This window comes from Acinetobacter endophylla, assembly GCF_053543775.1.
Window position 1 is genome coordinate 1 of sequence record NZ_JBLVOM010000232.1, and the last position, 16,680, is coordinate 16,680.

Here is a 16,680-nt window from a genome sequence, read left to right on the forward strand (position 1 = left end):
CTTGTATCTTGATTGATATAGTGATTAGCTACCACTATACGCAAATTGTAGAGTTTGGAGTGCTGCTAAAATCTTAAATTTGAACCTGAGATAAAACCTACAATTTGCCCTTATCCCTCATACAACTCTGAACGGTAACTAAGCACTTTGATGCTGTATTCACAAGGTAAGATGATGGTTAATGGGATAAAAATCATAGCTTAAACTCAAGGAATATCACCATGATTATGCTAGGTATTGATGTCAGTAAAACCAAAATAGATTGTTGCATTTTTCCTCAAGGTTTGACTGGAAAAAGAAAAAATAAAATATTTACTAATACAGAAAGTGGCTTTGGCAGTCTGCTCAAATGGCTCATCACTCTTAAAATTGAACCTGATCAAGTGACAGCAATCATGGAAGCGACTTCGGTTTATCATGAGAATTTGGGATATTATCTATATGATGCAGGTGTAAAGGTTTGTGTGGCTAATCCTTCACGAGTAAGAGCCTTTGCCAAAGGCATGTCCATGCTAAATAAAACGGATAAAGCTGATAGTGAAGCTCTTTCACGTTATGGTTACACCGCAAAGTTAATCATATGGCAGCCTGAACCTGAAAATGTCAGATTATTAAAAGCTTTACTAGGCAGACGAGATGTCTATCTAGGTAGTCTATTGCAGGAAAAGAATCGACTTGAAAAGGCGCAGTCCACTCATACCTCCGTTGTTGTGATTAAATTACTTGAAGAGAATATTGAGTATTTAAATCAGCAACTTGAAAATATTGATAAGTTAATAAATAATCACATAGATCAAGATCCAACATTGAAACAGGATTTGAAATTACTGCAAACTATTCCTTCAATCGGTGAACGATCAGGCTTATTACTGTTGGGGTTATTTCATTCGCACAAGTTTGAAAAAGCAAGTCAAGCTGCTGCATATGTAGGTTTGGTTCCAGTACATCAGTTGTCTGGCAGTTCAGTCAACAAGCAAAGTCACTTATCAAAAGCAGGTGACAGTAAAATACGCTCAGTATTGTATATGTCAGCATTAACAGCGATTAAATATAATCCACACATTGAAGCTTTATATCAACGATTATTAAGCCAGGGTAAAAATAAAATGTGTGCTTTAGGTGCTGCAATGCGCAAGCTTATACATCTGTGTTATGGCGTTTTAAAACATCAGACTGCCTATCAAAGAGATTATTTATTGGTCGAATAATCTCAAAACCTGATTGACTACCAAGACGGTATCTCATCTCCTCACAGGAGAGGGAACTATTTTGGTCTTTTTAGTTATTTACGCTTATTACTGAATTATTCGTTCAGAATTTAAAGCAGTTTAACGATTCGGCATCAGTACATAGCGTCCGTTTTCATAAATCCAGTAGCTGCCACGTGGCGGTGCTGGTAGTCCTAAACGCTGCCAATCGGTAATTACCGTATATCTCGAACTTTCAATCCGGGCAACATTCGGATCACCATTGACCCAGCTATAACTATTCGAATTTTGATAAATGGTGGTCGGTGCCTGATACTGAATATTTAATCCACTTTGACTCTGCGCAGGCGGATAACCCCAATGTGGTGGTCGTTGCGGGTAATGTGGTCGCGGTGGCAGTGGACGTTGCGGATAATGCTGCCGTGGTGGATCATAAGATCGTGGTGCGCTGCGATAATTCGGTACAGATCGGTCTACACCACCATAACCCACCCAGGCATTGCCAGCCATCGTCTGTGCAGAAGCCCCCAATAGCAAAGCAGCGAATATTGCACTCGATAGTACGATTCTCATTTGAGCTTCCTCCGAATAATCTGCTTATATTTTAAACAAAATAGATGCAGAAAATATGGATAAGCTCGTTGGAGCTGCAATTTTTTGTAATGCGCTTGCCTATTTTCAATCTGACAGGCACGTCGGCAGGCTGCTGCTTTATGCTAAAATTGCTTTTTTTAATGTTTCGAGTTGAATACTGTGTCTGATTTAAATTTCGATCGTTTACATGAATATTTTTCTAAAGTACCAAGTGTTCAGAAAGAACGGATTGATAGCTATGGTTCAGATGGCAAACAGGCATGGTGGTTTAAGTTCCAGATCAATGTAGATCATCCGCTGGCTTGGCAAACTGTGCAAGAACTAGGTCATGTCCTGAATTATATTTCTAAAAATGAACGTCTCCCAACTCAGTTTCTTCCAGTTTCGCCACCGCCATATATGAATGGTGTAGCCAAAGATTTCCTGTCTTGGGTAATCCAGTGTAATCACGCAGATTTCCCGCCAGATGTGGTTTGTGACTGGTTAGAAGCGCGTCTGCCAAATCCAGTCGATGATGAAACCCAATGGAAAATTAAAACCGATATTTCTGAGCTGGATGAATTAACGGATAAAGAGCTGGATCAGCTGGTTCCACCGAATCCAGAATCAAAAAGCTGATCATAAAAAATCTCCCTAAATCCCTCTTTTTCAAAGAGGGACTTTCCTCCCTTTAAAAAAAGAGAAGTCAGGAGGGATTTAAAATCAAAACGTTGACCAGCCGCTCCATTCCATAAAGCGATACAGCCAATATTTAAAGAATGAGTTTTCTGCATATTGCGTGTAGTCCACACTCATAGAACGGCCATTCAGATTTGACCATGCCCCCTCAAAATATTGCTGGGCCTCCCTGAAAACTTCAGCCTGAGGTTGACCGACCACGCGCATATTGGTTTCTAGATTATAGTTTTTCAAATTGCGCACCGTAAAATTGGCCGAACCTAAAATCATTTCAGCTTGCTGAGCGCTGCGCTTCATTAGTATTTTGCTATGACATTGCTCACCCTGAGTACGACACCAGCGCACCTCGATACCTGCCTCGTGCAATTCTGAAGCCACCTGCCGGTTTGGAATTCCATTCTTTTCACGGCCAAAAGCATCTTTATTTGGGTCGAGTAAAATCCGGACTTTGACACCACGTTCATGGGCCGCGATCAGACTTTTGATAATTTTGCGCTCAGACAGATAAAACATCGCCAGATCAATCTGCTCATTGACTTTCGCCGTCTGAATCAGATTCAGAATTGCATCATAAATGGCTTTTTCAGTCAGCACCTGAGCTTGTGGCTGGCTGCTGTCTGCCTGAAAATCTCCGGCGACAATGGCTGGCATATTCGCTTGTGACATCCTGCCCACAGACAGTTCTGTTTTCAGAATATCGACGGCTGTGCTGCCCCAGACCAATAAGCCAATATTGGAATGCCGCGAACTGCCATCATGCGGGTTCATGGACGTGACCAGTGCTTTCCAGCCTTGATCGGTATCCACCACCATGGTTTTGCGATGATTGGCTTTAAAGTTAAATAAATCAAAATAACTGCGCAGAGTAATTTTTTCTGTTCCAAATGGATTCGGCAACCAGCCTGTTTCCGGATTATTGCCAATGCCCTGGCAACAGATATACCAGAAGCCTGACCAGCTTGGATTGGAAGCCCGCAACGGCGTCAGATTGGTTTCAATGACATCGATGCCGTGCTGACGTAATTCCCGATACTGCTCGGATCTAATCCCGCCATAAACTGAATTGATCGGATCGGTAATAAACTTGATTTCCACCTCAGGCTGCAGCAGACGCTTACTGATTAAAGCATCACTCAGCTGTTGACTCAGTGCCTGATGCTGCTGCGTAGATGCACCGGTTTGCTGATTAAATAAAAACATGTCCAGCACAATCAGTGATTTGGCTTCTTCAATCATTTTCAGCATTTCATTAAAAATGCGATGATCTAAATGCTGTTTTCCTTCGGCATCCAGATAAGTCTGATCGGCTAGAAATTTGACTTCGGCATGACGCAACTTGCCCGTGTAATTCAGACCTTCCGGCAAAGGCTTATACGTGTGGTAGATCGCCGAAGCCAGATAACCCACGGCCAGCATACTAATGATCAAAGTCGCATAACGGCGATTCGACCAGTTCAATTTATTGTGAATTCGTTGAAAGATACGCATAAGAAAAAACCTAACCCAATATACTCAGGCTAGGTTTTATCTTATGATTTTTCAAGTAGATTTCAGTGAGATCTAGATGATTTGATCGATTATTTCAGTAGACCTGTTAGAAATCATACTGCACGCCGACGGTAAAGTTGCGGCCGACTTGCGGAATATTCGACAGGAAGGAAGTATGTGAATACACCTGATCATCAAGCAGGTTATTGGCCTTGAAATAAACACGATAAGCATTGTTATCTGCAAGGTTATTGGCATAACTCAGGCCAACATTCACCATATTGTAGCCTTGGGTTTCATCTTCATAGCTGGCGATTTTGTCCTGATTAAAGACATGATAATACTCAGCCAAACCTGACCAGCCATTGGCAAAGTCTGCTTCGACTTTAGTGCCTAAGCGACCTGCAGGTACACGTGGTGCATTCTCAGCTTCAATCTTGCCACGTACATAGTCCCCAAAGACGCTGAGCTTATACATATCATTGATCTGATACCCGGCTTGTGCTTCTGTACCATAGAATCTGGCTTTGTCTTGGGTATAGTCGACCAAGCGGAAGTCACCTTCACTATCAGTCGTTGAACCATAAATATAATTATCAAACCAGTTGTGATAGACATGCACGTGATAATCCAATTTATCGCCTTCATAATGCAGACCTAATTCAAGATTATTTGATTTCTCGACATCCAGATCTTCATTCCCTCGCTCATAAGTATTGGTTGCGAAGTGAATCCCGTCTGCATAGAGTTCCTGAGCAAGTGGCAAACGTTGTTGATGTGAACCCACTACAGAAAGCTTATAGTTTGGTGTAAATTCCCAATTGGCAGCCGTGGATGCAGATACACCTGTATCGGAATAATCTTTTTTACGACGAGAGTCGACATCCACTTTTTGATGCTCAACGCGTGCGCCCAACTCAACATGCACATCGCCAAGTTGCTTATGCTCTAACCCAAATAAACTGTATTTTTCAGTTTTGGTATCAGGCATCACGACAGCCTCATGGAAATGGTCATCATGTGGCTCTAATTGACCTGAAAGATCAATCTTTTGTTGGCTATATTGCGCTCCAACTACACCTTCCCAACCTGCAACTGGCACATGTACCAACTCTAGACGACTATCATAACCCTTACTTTTAAAGTTACTGATGATTTCATTTTCTTCCAGTTCATCATGTTCATAGTCAGTAAAACTGGCATGTGCACGTAGTTTTTCTACACCGGCAAAAGGGTTATTCAGTTCGGTACGCAGATCATAACGATGTGACTCTAAACCGACCCACGGTCCGCCATGCGCATGTTCGCCTTCTTCAGTACCATCATCATGTGGAGGACATGCCAATTGATTGCGATCATTCTCATCAGGCCCACAACCATGATATTCATGACTATGTCCCGGCAAGCCATATTGATCCTGACGGTTACTATAGGACAATCCAACAAAACCACGGTCATGAATCCATGCTCCACCAATATTGACTGTCTGCCCTTCAGTAAAAGTATTGCCCACACGACGTTCTTTATGAAAGTGTGAGTGATCTCCATGCGGCTCTTCTACTACATAATCCGGCGCAATATAATCATTGGCTTTACGCTTTGAGCCTTCTACCCGCAAAGCAAAGTTTTCACCAATACCCGCTGTCACACCAGCACTTGCCAGTTTTTCATCACTGCCTGAATTATAACGCAGGCCGACTGTACCTTCCAGACCACCTTCAGGCATTTGAGTTGGGATTTTTTGATCAGTGACATTCACCAACCCACCGACTGTACCGGCACCATAAAGCAATGTAGATGGACCGCGAATCACTTCGACCTGTTTCGCCAGAATCGGATCAACGGTGACAGCATGGTCAGGAGACAAAGTGGATACATCCGCTGTTTCAGAAGCATGCTGCAACACTTTCACGCGTGGACCATCTTGACCACGAATCACCGGACGGCTTGAGCCTGAACCATATTGATTAGAATAAACACCAAGCTCATCTGCCAAGGCATCACCAATGGTAGTGGCACGTTCAGACAGCGCTTTCTGATCCACGACCTGATCCGCAACCGCAAAATCCGCCGCAGTCTGCACCAATGGATGAGCTTGCACCTGAATCGTGTCCATGGTCTGAACCGGGATAGAAGATGAGGATTGCTCTGCAAATACTGTAGGCGCAACTACAGCAAAAATTGACAATGTTATTAGATTCTTAGGGAAGGACATGACCGAAGCTCAAATTCAGTAATCTGGATGAATGTTATAATATAACATTTCATTGTTTTTGCAATCCTTTACGACACTCAGTGATATATTTTATCAAATGGAGCGTAAAACTCCGTCCTTCATGACAGAGATATAAGTGACACGACATAAAATGTCGTTGGATTTTTTTTAAATTCACACTTTTAATTTAACATGAGCTAATATAAGCCCATGAAAACACTTAAATTACGAATAAAAGACAAACATTGCAAGGTGCTAGACCAATTAGCATCTGAGGTGAACTTTGTCTGGAATTATGTCAATGATTTAGGGTTCAAACATTTAAAAAGAAAAGGTGAATTTCTATCAGCTTACGATGTATCGAAATACACAAAAGGCGCATCTAAAGAATGCAGCCTACATAGTCAAACCATTCAGGCTGTGACAGAAGAATTAGTAACAAGACGCAAGCAATTCAAAAAAGCAAAGCTAAAATGGCGTGTAAGTAACAAGAAATCAGCAAGGCGCTCTCTTGGTTGGATACCCTTTAAAAAAGTAGCCATCAAATCTGCTGATGGATCTGTTCAATACGGTAAGCACCAATTCAAGCTATGGGACAGCTACGGATTAAGCCAATACAGCATTAAAACAGGCGCATTCGTTGAGGATGCTCGCGGGCGCTGGTATGTCTGCCTGGTGGTGGATAGCCCTAAAGCTGAGAAACCCACCACTACCAAAGCGATTGGTATTGATCTTGGCTTAAAAGATATTGCGACCTGTTCGGATGGAACTATCATTTCCAATCCCAAGTTCTATCGAAAATATGAACAGAAACTAGGAATTGCTCAACGAGCGAGAAATAAAAAGCGTGTCCGTGCATTACACGCCAAAATTGCAAACTGTCGTAAAGACCATTTGCACAAGGCCAGCACCCAACTGGTGAGGGAGAATGCACTGATTGTTGTAGGTGACTTGAGTGCGAAGAAACTGCTCAAAACCAGGATGGCGAAGTCGGTCCTGGATACAGGATTTTCAGCACTCAAAACAATGCTCAAGTATAAATGCGAGAACGCAAGCGTATTGTTTGAAGAAGTCAATGAGTCCTATACCACCCAGATCTGCTCGTGCTGTAAGCAAATATCAAGCAGTAGTCCGAAAGGTAGGGTTGATCTTGGAATGAGAGAATGGACATGCCAGAACTGCGGTACAGCCTGGCAGCGGGATTTAAATTCTGCCCTGAACATTCTTGCGCTTGGGCATAAGCGTCTAGAAGTAGGAATCTCCCTCTTTTAAGAAGGAGAGGATGTCAATAGAATGTCCTTTGAATATTTTTGATTACATTAAAACATCATTTTTATGCCTTTTACCTTGTCGCATGCTGTGCTTGCTCCCCCTATTTCATATTTGACTGGGAATAGACTCCCTGTTGCTGCGCTGGCCATTGGGAGCATGGTTCCCGATCTACATCGTCTGTTTACTCATACTAATTCTAATATTACCCATTTATGGTCTTCGTTGATTCATCCGGATCTCTGGATTGGTCTGGCTTTTTGCGCAGTCTGGTACCTAATTTACCGGCCCGTGATTTACCGTTTCATCGGTATTCAGCATGATTTAAAGATTCACAATATCCTTTCAGCACTAAAATTCATCCTGGTGATGTGTCTTGCACTCATCATTGGTACAGCCACCCATTTAATCTGGGATGGACTGACTCACGTCGATTTTCGAACTTTTGCCTTCCATGACGTCTTAGCCCAACATTTTCAGTTGTTTGGACAAAGTTATCCGCTGCACCGGATTTTACAGATTGGTACCTCAGTGATTGTCTTGCCTCTTATCTTGTGGATGAGCCTGCATTACTATAAAACTCATCAGCAATATCTTGCAGTCAGCCTAAGAATCAAGTCTTTCGCCTGGGGCTTATTGCTCTTTTCTATATTTACCGGCCTATTTTCGGTCTGGGATTATGCGCGCTATATTTCTACGGAAGTCTGGCAATCGGACCTCTATTATTTTACTGGTCGCTCTATCAATGAATTTAGTCAAGGCTTTTTGATCACCTTCAGTCTGGGCTGTTTATTGTTTTTATTTTTAGACAGAGATCGCAGGATGGGTTAAACAAAGCACTGGCTTTGCGCCTATTCACTTTAAAATGATATTGTTTTTGACCCAAGTTCTTGTGACAACATGCCCAAAGAGGCATAATCCTACCTTTACTCAAAGCGGTACGCTGTTTACGTATTCGCTGACCTTAACCCATATAGTTGGATTTCTAACGCTATGATGCGAACTCATTACTGCGGTTCTTTAACCGAAGCTCAAATTGACCAAACCGTAACATTATGCGGTTGGGTACACCGTCGCCGTGACCACGGTGGTGTAATCTTCCTTGACATGCGTGACCGTGATGGTCTTGTTCAAGTGGTTATTGACCCAGATACTCCTGAAGCATTCGCAACTGCTGATAAAGTACGTTCAGAATTTGTATTAAAAATTACAGGCCGTGTACGTCGCCGTTATGAAGGCACAGAAAATGCCAATATGGTGAGCGGTCAAATCGAAGTCTTGGGTAAAGAAATTGAAGTTCTTGCTCAGTCTGAAACTCCGCCATTCCCTTTGAATGACGAAAACACCAATATTTCTGAAGAAATCCGTTTGAAATACCGTTTCCTGGATATCCGTCGTCCAGAAATGCTAAATCGTTTACGCTTCCGTTCTAAGTTAACCAACCTGATTCGTAACTACTTCGAAGACAATGGCTTCCTAGACGTTGAAACTCCGATCTTAACTCGTGCGACTCCTGAAGGTGCACGTGACTATCTAGTTCCAAGCCGTGTATCTAATGGTAGCTTCTATGCACTGCCACAATCTCCACAGCTGTTCAAACAGTTGTTGATGGTGGGCGGTATTGATCGTTACTACCAAATCGCTAAATGTTTCCGTGATGAAGACTTACGTGCGGATCGTCAGCCTGAATTCACCCAAATCGACGTTGAAACATCGTTCATGAGTGACGATGACATCATGGATTTAATGGAAACTTTAACTGTGAAGATGTTCAAAGAACTTCTAAACGTAGAGTTTGATAAATTCCCACGCATGACCTATAACGATGCAATGCGTGACTATGCATCTGACAAACCAGATATGCGTATTCCTTTGAAACTGGTTGACGTTGCAGACTTGATGCAAGACGTTGAGTTCAAAGTATTCGCAGGTCCTGCAAAAGATCCTAAAGGCCGTATCGTTGCGCTTCGCGTACCGGGTGCTGGTTCACTTCCACGTAGCGCGATTGATGAATATACGAAGTTTGTAGGCATCTACGGTGCACGCGGTTTGGCTTACATCAAAGTCAACGAACTTGAAAAAGGTATCGAAGGTCTTCAATCTCCAATCGTGAAATTCATCGAGCCAATCGTGCTTGATCTATTGAAACGTGTTGGCGCTGAAAATGGCGACATCGTATTCTTCGGTGCAGACAAAGCGAAAGTTGTAAACGATGCCATGGGCGCGCTTCGTGTGAAGATCGGTCATGACATGAAACTTGCAACTTGCGAGTGGGCGCCACTTTGGGTTGTTGATTTCCCAATGTTCGAAGAAACTGATGATGGTAAATGGACATCTGTGCATCACCCATTCACGCTGCCTAAATCTAGCGTAGAAGAAGTGAAGAACAACCCAGGCGCTGCGCTTTCTGTGGCTTACGATATGGTATTGAACGGTACTGAAATCGGTGGTGGTTCACTGCGTATCCATAACCTTGAAATGCAAAAAGCGATCTTTGAAGCGCTTGGCATTGGTGAAGAAGAAGCAGAAGAGAAATTCAGCTTCTTGTTAAATGCATTACGTTACGGTGCTCCTCCGCATGGTGGTTTGGCATTTGGTCTTGACCGTCTTGTGATGCTCATGACTGGCGGTTCTTCAATTCGTGACGTGATTGCGTTCCCGAAAACCAAGACTGCTGAATGTCCATTGACTCAAGCGCCAGCACCAGTTGAATCAAACCAACTGCGTGACCTTGGTATTCGCTTACGTGAAAAACCAAAAGCTGAATCTCAAGAATAATTTCTTGACGTTTTAAGTGAAAAAGCCCTGCCTCGTGTGGGGCTTTTTTGTGTGATTGAGTCGCATCTGGAACAGTGGCATAATAGCGACAGTTTTCAATCTAAGGTAATTAGCAATGGCTATGCGTCCTGCAGTTCGTAATCGCAGCATTATGCTTATTGTATTTTCAGTGGTTCAATGGCTGTTCATGCGCTATATCCTTGCCAACAACCTGTTCAACCTCGATACCAATGACCGTATTGTGTATTTTTGCCTGAGCAGTATTTTAGGCGCCCTGCTGATTTTTGTAGGTTTGATATATATGGTGCTGAAGGGCAATCCGGACAAAGACCTATAATCTGACCATCTGGATACCATGTACACCCTACTTAAAAATTTCTCCAAGCTTCCACTAAGATTCATTCAAAATCTTGCGCAACTGGCTGGATTGCTTTTGTATATCAGCCATTCTTCTGCACGCCAAGTGACCGAAATTAATCTGGCCTCTGCTTATCCTGAACTTTCTGAATCTGAACGGGCTGATTTGACTAAATGCAGTCTCAAAAGTCAGTGCATGACGTATGCGGAATCAGTCAAGATTTGGGGATCATCTCCTGAATATGCGCTGTCTTTAATTCGAGATGTGCATGGCGAAGATATTTTTCTCCAGGCTCTGCAAAATCCTCAGGGCTGCTTGGCTGTGGTGCCTCATTTTGGTACGTGGGAGCTTTTAAATGTCTGGGTAAATCAGCACACCTCCCCTGTAATTATGTACAAGCCCAGCAAGAATCAGGATATTGACCGCTTTATGCTTGAAGCCCGGCAACGTCTGAATGCCACACTGGTCCCGACAGATGATTCTGGTGTACGTGCTTTATTTAAGCATTTAAAACAGGGTGGTTTTTCTGCAATTTTACCGGATCATGTGCCTAAAGAAAGTGGTGGTATCTACTCACTTTTTTACAATCAGAATGCGCTATCTTCTACCTTACTTTCCAAACTGGCAGCTAAAACACAATGTTCTGTAGTTGGGCTTAGTTGTTTAAGACGTGAAGATTTTTCCGGTTATGATATTTACGTGACTAAGTTATCAAATGATATTTTATCTAAAGATTTACAACTGTCGGTTGATACCTTAAATAAAGAAATGGAGCGCATGATTAATGTCGCTCCAGAACAGTATTTGTGGGGGTATAAAAGGTTTAGGAAACTAAAGGACTCTAAAAATCTTTATAAACATTAATCCTCAACATTTTTTAATTCCCACATTACTAACATACAAACTGCTCAATATTAAAGGCTAATAAACTATATGAGTAGAATAAAATTTGGACAAAACATTTATGAATATTTTCTTTTTAAGAGAAAAATTTCTAAATTAAATAGCACTTTAATAATCGGATTTTTTTGATTAATAAAATCTTGATAAAACTCATTCAATAAGTCATACCGTTGTAGTTTAATAAAATGTTTTACTACACTTGCACCATATTCAATTTGTTTTAATTTAAATTTTGCTCTTTCATGTAAATAAATTACTAGTGCTGCTCTTTCAGTAGCAATAAATAATTTATTATTTATATTGTTAGCGGTTAAACCTTGCATTTGTAACTCTGTAAAAGTTACCCCACCTTCAAAAAAACTAAAGTCGATATATTCACTTAATTTTGCGAAGAAACGCCACTCACCTCCCCCTCGAATATGTTCAGGAAAGCGTATTCTTGTATCGGCTAAAATTTTTTGAGATAAAATATGAGTAGTATCTCTACGAATACATTTCCCAATTAGAGAATCCTTTAAATAATTATAACTGTCTTTTACTATATATAACTCAGTGAGTGACTTATTAGTATTATGAAAAACACGTCTTGACACAAACCATTGATAATTAATATTTTTTTTAATATATTCGTTTGCCTTAGACAAACAATTAATATCAAAATAATCATCATCATCTAAAAAAATAATGTAGTCTATTTCTTGCGAGCAAAGGTAATCTATACCTTTATTACGAGATATACCTACCCCTGAATTCACTTCATTCTTAATATAAACTAATTTATCACTTCCAAGTCTAAGATTTTCGGTTTCATGAGTTGTTGAATCATCAATAATAACATGAACCCAATTTGAATATGTCTGATTTTCAACACTCTGAATACATCTCTTCAATAGCTCAGGTCTATTAAAAGTCGGTGTAATAATTCCAAATTTAATCACTTCATTATTCCATAATATTTACTTACATAAGTCTAAATATGCTTTAGTAGCAACTAACTGCGTGAATTTTTGATTCAAATACGATACTTCTGTATCTTTTTCAACAAATAAACGGATTCGAGAAGCAAGTTCATCTACATCCTGTACTGCTACTAAATATTGATTTGCAAGAATTTCGTTGGGACCCGAAGGGCAATCAGTACTAATAACAGGAGTCCCCAAAGCTAAAGCTTCTAAAATTACTAACCCCAAGCCTTCAAAATCAGATGATAAAACCATCAACTTTGCATGCTTCATATATGGATAGGGATTTTTTTTGAAGCCTGTAAAAATCACCTTATCTTCAATACCTAAATCTTTAACCAATTTTTTAGAAGCTTCTAATAGCTCACCGGTCCCGACCAAAACCAGTTTTTCTTGAACATTAGCTTTTGCATAAGCTTTAATTAAAATATCATGTCGCTTCTGCTGCTTAAATTTTCCAACATTTACAATATACGGTTTTTCAATATCAGGGATATATTCATTTGATGTTGAAACAACCTGTTCAACATCAATCGGGTTATAAATTGTAGTGATCCGACTTTTTGAACCAAATATTTCAATAAAGTCTTTTTCGACCCCCTTACTCACAGCCACACAAGGCTTGGCTAAATAAACTTTATCTAGCTGTTTTCTCATTCCCGCTAATTGTTCACCATATTCCAAACTCGTCGTGTTATGAATGACTAAGTGAACATTCGGCAACTGACTTTTTGATAATACAAAATCAACAGGAAATAAGTTTGATAGAACAAGATCAGGAGTACCAATATTTTTAATCACAAATCGATCAAAAGCTTTTGCTGCAAAACCGGCACGCATAAATTTGGGAATCGCCCGATACTTTTGATAATCAAAAAAGTGAAGTTTTACGCCTTCAGGGATCGGTAAATCAATAATGTTTTTAAAATAAATAATATGTGCTTCATGTCCAGCATCAACCAAACCTTTTGCAAGTGTTAATGCGAATCGCTCTGCTCCATTCCCTTGTAAGGTGAATATAGCTATTACAATTTTTTTCATCTGAAGATTTACCATTTATCAATATCCAAGACTTACCACCAGCTTGTGCGTTCTCTTTTATGACGCTGTTTCGAACGTGAATAAATATTATTATTTTCTTCACATTGTAGACGTTTAAAGATTTCAATAACAATTGCACCTAATTGATGTTCTGAACAAACCTGATCTAAGCGCCAACGCATATTTCGAAGTGTATCATCTGTGCCAACTGCCAAAGCTGATGTTCCATCAAAGAGAGCAACCCGTTGACTTTGTAATTTTTCTAAGGCGGTTTTGTTTTCCACATATCGTTGATTACACAAAATAGCTTCTGTTTCCTGAGCTTTAATTGTATTTATCAATACTACCGCTATCATCAATATTGCTCTCAGAGTAGTATCTTTTTCATAATCTATGAAAGTATCACAAGCAGAAACCAACCATCGCATATTCAAAGAGTTTAATAAAAAATCTCGCTCACTTAACCACAAATCTTTGAATTTATTATAATTTTTATCAATATCAATTTCACGACGAATCAAAACAATTAAACTGGCGTGAAAATGATTGATCTCAGGCTGCCCAACAAACTCTCGCTTAAGATTTTCTATATGCTTATTTAAATCTTTTTCAGAGCCATAGGTATATTCAATGTCATTTCCAACAATCAACTTTTTCTTAAGTGTCTCTATATCAGTTTGCTCCAAGCTTTCATAAATTTTATCTGCACCAAAACGACGTTGATGTCGACTAAATGAAAACCATTGCTCAAACTTGGATTTTTTTCTAGGAGGCATCACACACCACTACTTATTTAAGCTATTTCCTTGGGACTTTTCCCAAAGAATCAAATATTTATCAAATGTATAAAACATCAAAACTAAAGATGAAATGATCCCATATGCACCAGATAAGAATGCGCCGCGTATCCAATATTCACGTATAAACGAAAAACAGGTCCGCAAGAGTATACTAATCAAACTAATGTTTTTCTGATATTTGTATTTATCACAAGCCCAATCAAGACTATAACGATTACGCTTCACCACATAATGAAATAAATCTTCACTAGTAAAATGGAGATGCAAACCTTTTAATTTGACAATCTGAGCTCTGTTTGTATTGACAGACTCATGCACATCCAAATCAGAATAAGAAAAAAAGTGACGAGCATAAAGGCGATTTTCCCAATCACGATACCAACCTCTTAAATGCGTCGGTATACCTGAAAAATAATTCACTCTAGCCAAGCTAAAAACGCAATCTGTTTGTACTGACTGGTTTAAAATCTTGACTATCGACTCACGTAAACTTTGACTCAATCGCTCATCAGCATCTAATACTAAAATATAGTCACCCGTTGCATAGTGCTGTGCTAATTGACGTTGTTTTCCAAATCCCTGCCAATCTGTATTCACATACCACCGAGCATGATATTTTTCAGCTATCTGAGCAGTTTGATCATGACTACCTGAATCTAAAATCACAATTTCATCTACAATATCATGTACTGTATTTAAACAAGCTGCTAAATGTTTTGCTTCATTCTTAACAATCATAACCAAAGACAAAGTAGACTTTTTTTGTGATTGATCAATTGGGGTTAAAGTTTTTGCAATATCTACAGATTCCTGAAATGCTAGTTCTGCCTGATTATTAACTAAGTCATATAAAATTGCATATTTATTGAAAGTATATTGAGTAAATAGTAACGAATAAACCAGCCCATACTTCCCCATAAGGAAACGACCATCTATAAAATACTGCTTAAAAAACGCCCAAAAAGTATGCACAAAAATGCTTAATGCACCACAAGTTTTATTTCGTAGTGCACGATCATCAGCCCAAGCCTTGGCATAAGATAAACGCTTATCTATCCAAAAATATGGCGTTTCTGCAGTATGATGTAATAAAAGACCTTGTAAAGTAGAAGTATGAGCATCTTTGATTTCTATTGATTCGTGTACTAAATTATCATTATATTGAAAATTTGCTGGATACAATCGCCAATGCGCCTTTAACGGCCAATATGGATTATCAATTGCATGACCAAAGATACAATCGATTCGTTTAATACCATAAACTGTATTGGCAGGTGGCTGCGCAATCACCTCAAGAATGCTTTGCTTCAACTGAGGGGTGATTTCTTCGTCTGCATCTAGTGCTAAAATCCAGTCACCCGTTGCATAACTCTGCGCCAATTGTCTTTGCTTGCCAAAACCTTGCCAATTTGTATTCACGAACCATTGACCACCAGCAGATTCCACTAGTTGCCGACTATCATCAGTACTACCAGAATCAAGAACAATAAGCTCATCAATCCAACCCCTTAAAGCAGGTAAGGATATGGCTAAATTTTTTGCCTCATTTTTTACCATCATCACAACACTTAAGCGAAATGGCCGAGGTTGTTGATTTAATACAAACGACATAAGATTACTGCCAAGCCTCTTTAATCCAATCTGATGGCAACACATAGCGATACCATTTCCCCCCCCCACCATTTACCGCATCTGGTGGATTAATTTCACCATGGAAAACAATAATTTTTGCACCTTCGGGTTTTACTGGTGCTTTAAAGTACGCCAAAGGTATTTTTTGCAAGCAATGATACTTATAACTTTTACACCAACTGTCAGGCCAGTAAGAGAGCTTTTTCTCTTGATCGACATACCAAGACAAATAAGCTTGCTCATTGCGGAACTTTTGACGAATTTCATCAAAATGTTCACGGAAATAAGGTAATAGGCCCGGGAAAGCACCCAGCTTAAACCGGTAAACCGAACTATTACCGGTAATACGCCACGGCCGTTTCCAGTCATGAATAATCAGAAAGTCGCCCGGATAGGTAAAGAACTCATCGATATTATCGACAATCACTACATCAAGATCGAGGAAGAGTGCATTGCCTTCCAAACCATACAGATCAGGCTCAAAAGTAGATAGCTTGTTCCAGCCACGCTCAGGAGCACCTTCAGGCAATGCCAGAGGTGGAATAGGGAAACATTGTACTGCAGGATCAATGCCTTCAGTACGATCCGTCAGACAGACCATTTTAAAGTCGACTGTCGTATGTCGTTTAACCATATTGTATAAACGATTGACGTATTCCGAACCGTATTTGGTTCCCCATTTCATACAAATAACGATGTTACTCATTGCGTATGCCTAAGCTCATCTTAAAATCTTCTTGATGGTGAATATGAT

At 40.1% G+C, this 16,680-nt stretch carries 15 protein-coding genes; 7 read left to right on the plus strand and 8 right to left on the minus strand.

Translation table 11 applies throughout. From position 1 onward, the window contains the following. The first annotated feature begins 221 nt into the window (after positions 1-221). A complete protein-coding gene (locus ACNPNW_RS06565) occupies positions 222-1,208 on the plus strand; it encodes an IS110 family RNA-guided transposase (RefSeq protein ID WP_005251678.1) in 987 nt (328 codons plus the stop codon). A 120-nt stretch (positions 1,209-1,328) separates the two neighbouring features. Here the strand turns inward: ACNPNW_RS06565 and ACNPNW_RS06570 are convergent, their stop codons facing one another. After that, positions 1,329-1,781, minus strand: a complete 453-nt coding sequence (locus ACNPNW_RS06570; protein WP_129716407.1) for an RcnB family protein — start codon at positions 1,779-1,781, stop codon at positions 1,329-1,331. 180 nt (positions 1,782-1,961) lie between these two features. Here ACNPNW_RS06570 and ACNPNW_RS06575 point away from each other — a divergent pair, with 180 nt between their 5' ends. Beyond that, positions 1,962-2,420: a hypothetical protein gene (locus ACNPNW_RS06575; protein ID WP_129716405.1), complete on the plus strand. Its 459-nt coding sequence runs from the start codon at positions 1,962-1,964 to the stop codon at positions 2,418-2,420. 84 nt (positions 2,421-2,504) lie between these two features. On the opposite strand, the gene ACNPNW_RS06580 is transcribed toward ACNPNW_RS06575, so the two are convergent. Then, positions 2,505-3,968, minus strand: coding sequence for a phospholipase D family protein (locus tag ACNPNW_RS06580; RefSeq protein WP_191112205.1), 1,464 nt, complete (start codon positions 3,966-3,968; stop codon positions 2,505-2,507). 106 nt (positions 3,969-4,074) lie between these two features. Next, positions 4,075-6,183, minus strand: a complete 2,109-nt coding sequence (znuD, locus tag ACNPNW_RS06585) for a zinc piracy TonB-dependent receptor ZnuD (protein WP_420937543.1) — start codon at positions 6,181-6,183, stop codon at positions 4,075-4,077. Positions 6,184-6,393: 210 nt separating this feature from the next. On the opposite strand from znuD, the gene ACNPNW_RS06590 reads away from it, so the two are divergent. The 5 genes from ACNPNW_RS06590 to ACNPNW_RS06610 all read left to right on the plus strand — a co-directional run bounded on the left by ACNPNW_RS06590 (position 6,394) and on the right by ACNPNW_RS06610 (position 11,452). Next, positions 6,394-7,455 (plus strand): RNA-guided endonuclease InsQ/TnpB family protein, encoded by a 1,062-nt coding sequence (locus ACNPNW_RS06590; RefSeq protein ID WP_191112203.1) that lies wholly within the window; start codon positions 6,394-6,396, stop codon positions 7,453-7,455. Positions 7,456-7,518: 63 nt separating this feature from the next. Beyond that, positions 7,519-8,283 (plus strand): DUF4184 family protein, encoded by a 765-nt coding sequence (locus ACNPNW_RS06595; RefSeq protein WP_114541331.1) that lies wholly within the window; start codon positions 7,519-7,521, stop codon positions 8,281-8,283. Between the two features lie 162 nt (positions 8,284-8,445). Beyond that, on the plus strand, positions 8,446-10,230 hold the full coding sequence (gene aspS / locus ACNPNW_RS06600) for an aspartate--tRNA ligase (protein ID WP_420937542.1): 1,785 nt from the start codon (positions 8,446-8,448) through the stop codon (positions 10,228-10,230). A 115-nt stretch (positions 10,231-10,345) separates the two neighbouring features. Then, positions 10,346-10,567: a hypothetical protein gene (locus ACNPNW_RS06605; RefSeq protein WP_004278319.1), complete on the plus strand. Its 222-nt coding sequence runs from the start codon at positions 10,346-10,348 to the stop codon at positions 10,565-10,567. A gap of 18 nt (positions 10,568-10,585) precedes the next feature. After that, positions 10,586-11,452 (plus strand): lysophospholipid acyltransferase family protein, encoded by an 867-nt coding sequence (locus ACNPNW_RS06610; RefSeq protein WP_224217202.1) that lies wholly within the window; start codon positions 10,586-10,588, stop codon positions 11,450-11,452. Positions 11,453-11,550: 98 nt separating this feature from the next. On the opposite strand, the gene ACNPNW_RS06615 is transcribed toward ACNPNW_RS06610, so the two are convergent. From ACNPNW_RS06615 to ACNPNW_RS06635, 5 genes are read right to left on the minus strand one after another with little or no spacing between them, the layout of a single operon-like run. Beyond that, a complete protein-coding gene (locus tag ACNPNW_RS06615) occupies positions 11,551-12,429 on the minus strand; it encodes a glycosyltransferase family 2 protein (protein WP_213687672.1) in 879 nt (292 codons plus the stop codon). Positions 12,430-12,447: 18 nt separating this feature from the next. Beyond that, on the minus strand, positions 12,448-13,494 hold the full coding sequence (locus ACNPNW_RS06620; protein WP_213687673.1) for a glycosyltransferase: 1,047 nt from the start codon (positions 13,492-13,494) through the stop codon (positions 12,448-12,450). A gap of 32 nt (positions 13,495-13,526) precedes the next feature. Continuing rightward, positions 13,527-14,270, minus strand: a complete 744-nt coding sequence (locus tag ACNPNW_RS06625) for a hypothetical protein (RefSeq protein WP_201701596.1) — start codon at positions 14,268-14,270, stop codon at positions 13,527-13,529. A 9-nt stretch (positions 14,271-14,279) separates the two neighbouring features. After that, entirely contained in the window at positions 14,280-15,905 is a 1,626-nt protein-coding gene (locus ACNPNW_RS06630) for a glycosyltransferase family 2 protein (RefSeq protein ID WP_213687674.1), read from the minus strand. Positions 15,906-15,909: 4 nt separating this feature from the next. Then, a complete protein-coding gene (locus tag ACNPNW_RS06635) occupies positions 15,910-16,632 on the minus strand; it encodes a hypothetical protein (protein WP_224217200.1) in 723 nt (240 codons plus the stop codon). Between the last annotated feature and the right edge of the window lie 48 nt (positions 16,633-16,680).